The organism is Flavobacterium turcicum (genome assembly GCF_011365745.1).
Classification (GTDB): domain Bacteria; phylum Bacteroidota; class Bacteroidia; order Flavobacteriales; family Flavobacteriaceae; genus Flavobacterium; species Flavobacterium turcicum.
In genome coordinates, this window is sequence record NZ_JAAOBY010000016.1 from 1 (window position 1) to 5,820 (window position 5,820).

At 30.2% G+C, this 5,820-nt stretch carries 10 protein-coding genes; 9 read left to right on the plus strand and 1 reads right to left on the minus strand.

Features of this window, described 5'->3' with window-relative positions; translation table 11 throughout:
- Positions 1-268 precede the first annotated feature (268 nt).
- Positions 269-532, plus strand: a complete 264-nt coding sequence (locus G9Q29_RS14700; RefSeq protein ID WP_166139187.1) for a hypothetical protein — start codon at positions 269-271, stop codon at positions 530-532.
- Here the strand turns inward: G9Q29_RS14700 and G9Q29_RS14705 are convergent.
- Positions 521-817 carry a hypothetical protein gene (locus G9Q29_RS14705; protein WP_166139189.1) on the minus strand — a complete coding sequence of 99 codons (297 nt, stop codon included), beginning with the start codon at positions 815-817 and terminating at the stop codon, positions 521-523. The two genes, G9Q29_RS14700 and G9Q29_RS14705, sit on opposite strands and share 12 nt — an antisense overlap.
- Positions 818-1,467: 650 nt before the next feature.
- On the opposite strand from G9Q29_RS14705, the gene G9Q29_RS14710 reads away from it, so the two are divergent.
- The 8 genes from G9Q29_RS14710 to G9Q29_RS14745 all read left to right on the plus strand — a co-directional run.
- The gene (locus tag G9Q29_RS14710) at positions 1,468-1,695 is read left to right on the plus strand and encodes a hypothetical protein (protein ID WP_166139192.1); all 228 of its coding nucleotides are present in this window, start codon (positions 1,468-1,470) and stop codon (positions 1,693-1,695) included.
- Entirely contained in the window at positions 1,695-2,447 is a 753-nt protein-coding gene (locus G9Q29_RS14715; RefSeq protein WP_166139195.1) for a hypothetical protein, read from the plus strand. Before G9Q29_RS14710 ends, G9Q29_RS14715 begins: the two co-directional genes overlap by 1 nt.
- 156 nt (positions 2,448-2,603) lie before the next feature.
- Positions 2,604-2,903: a hypothetical protein gene (locus G9Q29_RS14720; protein WP_166139198.1), complete on the plus strand. Its 300-nt coding sequence runs from the start codon at positions 2,604-2,606 to the stop codon at positions 2,901-2,903.
- A complete protein-coding gene (locus G9Q29_RS14725; RefSeq protein ID WP_166139201.1) occupies positions 2,890-3,255 on the plus strand; it encodes a hypothetical protein in 366 nt (121 codons plus the stop codon). Before G9Q29_RS14720 ends, G9Q29_RS14725 begins: the two co-directional genes overlap by 14 nt.
- A 185-nt stretch (positions 3,256-3,440) precedes the next feature.
- Entirely contained in the window at positions 3,441-3,818 is a 378-nt protein-coding gene (locus tag G9Q29_RS14730) for a hypothetical protein (RefSeq protein WP_166139204.1), read from the plus strand.
- Positions 3,819-3,997: 179 nt separating this feature from the next.
- Positions 3,998-4,531, plus strand: coding sequence for a hypothetical protein (locus G9Q29_RS14735; RefSeq protein ID WP_166139206.1), 534 nt, complete (start codon positions 3,998-4,000; stop codon positions 4,529-4,531).
- A gap of 169 nt (positions 4,532-4,700) precedes the next feature.
- The gene (locus G9Q29_RS14740) at positions 4,701-5,198 is read left to right on the plus strand and encodes a hypothetical protein (protein ID WP_166139209.1); all 498 of its coding nucleotides are present in this window, start codon (positions 4,701-4,703) and stop codon (positions 5,196-5,198) included.
- 183 nt (positions 5,199-5,381) lie between these two features.
- Positions 5,382-5,820: hypothetical protein (locus G9Q29_RS14745; RefSeq protein WP_166139212.1), on the plus strand; the 439-nt coding region annotated here is incomplete at its 3' end.

Consider the following 5,820-nt stretch of genomic DNA (forward strand, 5'->3'; position numbering starts at 1 on the left):
TATGGCAAAATGGAATTTAGAGTGTGGAATAATGAATTTGAAAGCGTTGTGGAATTTAAACTGGAAGTTTACCGAATAGGAAAAGCCAGCCGGTAACAGCCGTCTCAAGCCATTGCGAATTCTCTCCTAAATTGACGCTTACGTTTCGCAAGTTTATTTATCTTAGCCGAAACTAATCGGTTCCGAAGTTCGCAACGGCATGAGGCGGCGGGACGTTGTAGGTAATTGATAAGAAAATCCTATACCGTTGAAAAACACGAAAACAGAAATGACAGTAGAAACTAAAGAGATTATAAACTATTTAAGGATTAACAACGGAAGAAACTTATCAAACTCAAAAGCTGAATTTTTTAGAAATGTTGCCTTTGACCTACTTCAGAAGTTTGAAACCAGAACTTACAGCGAAGTAGAACAGTTTTGTGAATTTCTTTTAGAAAGTGCTAAATCTGCACAAATAAAAATATTAGGCGTTGAAAGTACAGCAGAAAGAATTAAAGACGAAGACTTTTACAGAAACGCATTAAACAATTAACCTTTTACGTTCTTCGTCTATATTAAAAGGTGTACCTTTAAAGACAGAAACATAAATTGGAGAGCATTTACCAAACGTTTTACTTAAAAGTGTTTCATTATCAATTTTATCAAAATATTCTATACCTACACACTCTAAATGACCAACTACAGAGTTGCCCATAAATACACAAGTTACTTTAGTTTCATTTATTGTTTCATTTTTATTGAATGGTAGTTTTATGAAATATTGAGGGCATGTTAACTTAATATAGTGTTCTTTGCTAATGTTTTCAGTTTGTATCATAAGTTATTTGAAATTTTGTGTTTGTTTTAAATGTTAAAAAAGCGTTAAATAGTAAAAGTTTTTGCATATATGCATTTTAGTTGTATATTTGCAGTGTTGTTTTCTAGAGTTAATTATTGCATTGCAATTAATGACACTAAAAAGACAGAAAAAAGAAAGCCGAAAAGTGTTGGTAGCACAATTCGACTTTCGAGGTTAAAAATTAAAACTAAATGACTTTCATTTAGAGTTGATAGACTAACCTATCCTCTTAACATAAAATAAAGAGACACTAACTTCCAAGCGGTTTCAATAACAAGGTTGTAGTTCTCAGGTTTTTGCCACTCAGGCTTCTCAATTTTTTCCATAATAATGGGATTAATTGGTTTTCTATTATTACCATACGCAATTATTTTAAATTATACGAAATGCGAAAATAGAAAATATTTTTGACATTAACAATTATTTTCCGAAAACAAACACAAAAATTTCAACTACCTACAACAGCTACTAAGCGAAATAGCGGCAAAAGGCTGAATTTTAAAACGGTTTTGTACTTGCCGAAAAAAGTAATAACAGAAAAATAGTGAATTTTAACCCCGCTACTACGCCTAGTAGCAGAACGTTGTGTGAGATTATACAGAAACCAACGTGCTAAAAACACGAAATAAATGAGTACAGAAGAAAAATCTGTTTGGAATAAAATTTGTTGTATATTTGATGAACTAAATCCTTTTGATATGAATATTTTTAAGTTAAAACCAAACCCAAAAATTAAAGTCACTTCTAACGGAGGTTTTTATATTAAGTCAGAAGATATTTTTTCAGATAAAGAAAAAACCAGAAAACAAATAGACGCTTTAAAAAAGATTGTAAAGGAATATAAAGTCAAAGGCTAATGGTCAAATTTGACTTACTACTTCTTCCATTGATAGGCGGTTATATTTTTCTTATAACATCTTACTTTACAAAATTTTACCACCAAAGACTTGACAGACAAAGGCTGATATTTAATTCCGTAATATCAGGGGTATTACTTTCTATAATAGGTTTATACTTAAATGAACTTTTAAAACTTGAATGTTTTATATGTTTTAGAAAATTTTTCAAGTTTCTAGTTCCCATACAACACGAAGGATTAACAGTTTCTTTTTATATTTTTCTACTTTCTTACCCTTTAGCAAAAATTGTTAATCGAATATTCCCTAAAAATTTAGCTTTATATTGGAATATCCAAAAATGGGGCGATGACTATGAAAAGTTGTTTTGGGATTCAGTTGGTAACGAAAATAATCTTTTGATGATAACTACAAAATCAAACAAAGTGTATGTTGGTTATTTATCTAATGTTTCTGAACCTTTAAAAAATTCTCATATAACTATTATACCAAGTATGAGTGGTTATAGGGACAAAGAAACTCAAGTTTTTAAAATAACTACTGATTATACAGATACATTAGATGACTACTTCAAAAAAAATAAAACTAACAAATTAGAAGATGTTATTGGAATGACTATACCCACTTCTGAAATAAATATTGTATCTAAATTTATACCTGAATTATTTAAAGGTTTTAAAGATAATGAAATCATAGAAGAAGATTCACTTGCCAAAAAAACCACACAGAAAAACAAACCAAAGAAGAAATAACCTCACACAACAGCGGTTTGTAGCTATTGTGGCAATTAGGTTTATTTGGAATAGATTTTGGCGGGAATAAAAAATTAATAATAATCGGTTTTGAATGGTGTTTAATCCGCCACAACAGCTTCAAGCCGCAGAACGTTAGCGGCAAGTTTACCAAAAATGAGCAAAAATGAAACTATCATAAAAATTCAAAATGGATTTCCGAATATTGGCGGAAATGGTATTCTATTGGTGTGTGAACTGATTAATGGAAAATTAGAAGAGAATGACTTGTTAGTAATTAATGCTGAGAATAAAATTCAAATTAGAGAAGTAGAAAATATAATAAGCTCAAGCAGTATAAAAAATTTTTCGTTTGTAATTACAAGAGAATTTGAAAATATAATAAAATGGAGCGAGCTATTTGGAACCAAAATGAATGTTGAAAATTTAAACAATTCTGGAGATGGAAATTCCTAATTCTTATAATTGGTTTGTAAAGTTAAAATTGACAAAATTTATTCCTTGGCATTTTGATGAAGTATTAAATTCAAACTCAATTGGGAGTGAAAGATTTAAAATAGAGAATAATTCAAATCGAGAAGTGTTGACTTTTGGAAATAGACAAGACATGGACACATTTGCTGGATTTGAAATTAAAAATGGAAAAGTTTGCGAAAATGTAATTGTCTTTCATCCATCATTTCAACAAAACACATCTGATTGGGATATAATTGAAAATGAATATTCAGATTTTTTTGAATTTATGCGAAATCAAGTTTTGCTTGAAATGAAAGAATGGATTACGGATGATGAAATTGACGAATATTGAAATTTAAACAAAACCAGCCGCTAACAGGCGTTTGGCAAGATTGCGAATTTTGTAGTAAATTCACGTTTATTTCTCGCAAGAAATTTTATCTTTGATAGAAAATAATCGGTTCCGAAGCTCGCAACCTCGCCAAGCGCCGGAACGTTAGCAGTAATCGCAAAAAAAATCGGAGAATTCAGAAACTTATGAAGAAACCATATTTGTATTTTATCTTTCAATTTTTGATATTATCTACAAGTTTTGCTCAACAGAAATTGTATGATGAAAAGAAAATAACAAAAGAAACTGAGTTGAATTTAGCAATCTCAAATTATAGAGGAATTGAAGATAAATCTATTGTCTATTTTTTGGAAAACGACAACCAAACTTTGTCTGCTTATGAAAGTGGAAAACTAAAATGGAAAACAAACGTTGTTAAAGTTTGCGGAAAGCCGAAAGTTGGAGAAGCAAAAATCCGTTATATTAAACTTAATGGAAAAGTTCTTAATGTTACTTTTGGAAAACATTCTTGGGCTGAAGTTGATGTAAAAAGTGGAATAACGAAATTTATTGGTTCTGATTAAAAGCGACTACTGCTAACAGCCACTACAACGGATTTGGGCATTGGGCTTAATGGAAAGATGGTTTTGTATTTGGGATGATTTGGCAAATCCGAAGAATAGGCTTAATTTAGTCCCAAACCCGCTGTAGTGCCAAGACGTTAGTGGTAATGCCCCAGAAACAACTGGAAAATTGAAGAAATATGACTAAATTCAGACTGTCAAAAAAGAAAATTATCATACTATCAATTGTTGGCGTTGTATTGACTAGCATTTACCTTACTTATTTGAATTTGGAAAATTCGATAATGGAATACTATTCGAAAAATTGGGTTTCGAAATCCATTACCGAATCGAAATCAAAGGGAGCTTTTGTAAGAGAACTAAAATTTTCGCCTAATGAGATTGAAAAATATGGCTTGAAAATTCAATTCAATGAATGCTGGATTGAGCAACAGACAAAACTTGAGCATTCTTTTCTATTCTTTGAAGAATATAAACCAACTGGCAAATATCGGATGTGCTTTAACCTGAAAGAAAAACTTCCCGAAATAAATACGTTATTATCATACTTTTTCATAAATCAGAATGGAAAATCTTTTGAAAAGAATGGCTCTGGAAATCTCGAAGTGTTTAGTGCTTCAATAGACAAAAATAGAAAAGAACAAATTAAAATTAACTTTGTTAAATCATTTAAAGAACCCGAAGAAAAAATTGTAACAGTAAATTTCAAATAAGCACTACCACTAACAGGCGTTTGGCAAGATTGCGAATTTTGTAGTAAATTCACGTTTATTTCTCGCAAGAAATTTTATCTTTAACAGAAAATAATCGGTTCCGAAGTTCGCAACCTCGCCAAGCGCCGGAACGTTGTGCGTCATTTTGGACGAACGAAACGAAAAATAAATGAAATTGAATTGGATAGATAAAATATTTGGAGAAAAAATAAATTCAAAAACTGTTGAGAAAATTCAATCTCAAAAAATCGATTATATCCAATTGACAACTGATTGGAATGCCGATCCAGTTTCACCTGAAATTGAGTTAAGTTTGGACGGAGAAAATTTAATAATGGATATTTATTTAAACCATTATGTATTCGAAAATTTTAAAGAAGGAGACAAAGCGAAAATTTTATTCAAAAACTGTGCGGAATATTCTCTAAATACTTGTAATGACGAAGGTTATTATTATGGTCAATATAGAACAAATCCAAACAAATTACCTTGGGGACAATTTTATGAAATCAAAAGCGGATTAGACCGAAATATGCCGAATCCGATTGTGAAAATTGATAGTAATAATTTTTATACAAAACATTTTATTTTCTTTTTTAAGGATGAAACTTTTGAATGTCTTGCGTCTGAATATGAATTAGAATTTTATAACGAGAACGAAAAATAAAAAACGAACGCACAACAGGCGTTTGGCAAGATTGCGAATTTTGTAGTAAATTCAAGTTTATTTCTCGCAAGAAATTTTATCTTTGATAGAAAATAATCGGTTCCGAAGTTCGCAACCTCGCCAAGCGCCGGAACGTTAGTGTCAATACTCACAAAAAATCGTAAATTTTGAAATCACATTAGAATGAAAAATATCATCTTTTTATGCTTATTATTTTTGAGTGTTTGTCAATTTGCAAATAGCCAAAACAAAGCAATAAAAATCTTTGAGAATAATTTACTAATTGTTGAAAATTATCTAAACGGAAAGGAAACCAAAATTGTCGAATTAAAGTCTTCTGCCGAATTTTTAAAAGAAATTAGCGGAATAGAATATTATGTAGATTTTGATAGTTATGAATTATCAAAAGTAACATCAAAAAAAGATTTGAGAAAATGGAAAAAATGGTTCAAAAAGAACGGTGAGAATTTATATTGGGATGAAAATGAAGAAAAAGTGAAAATGAAAGTGAAAGTGAAAGTGAAACTTAAAAAAAAACAAGTACTGCCACTAACAGGCGTTTGGCAAGATTGCGAATTTTGTAGTAAATACACGTTTATTTCTCGCAAGAAATTTTATCTTT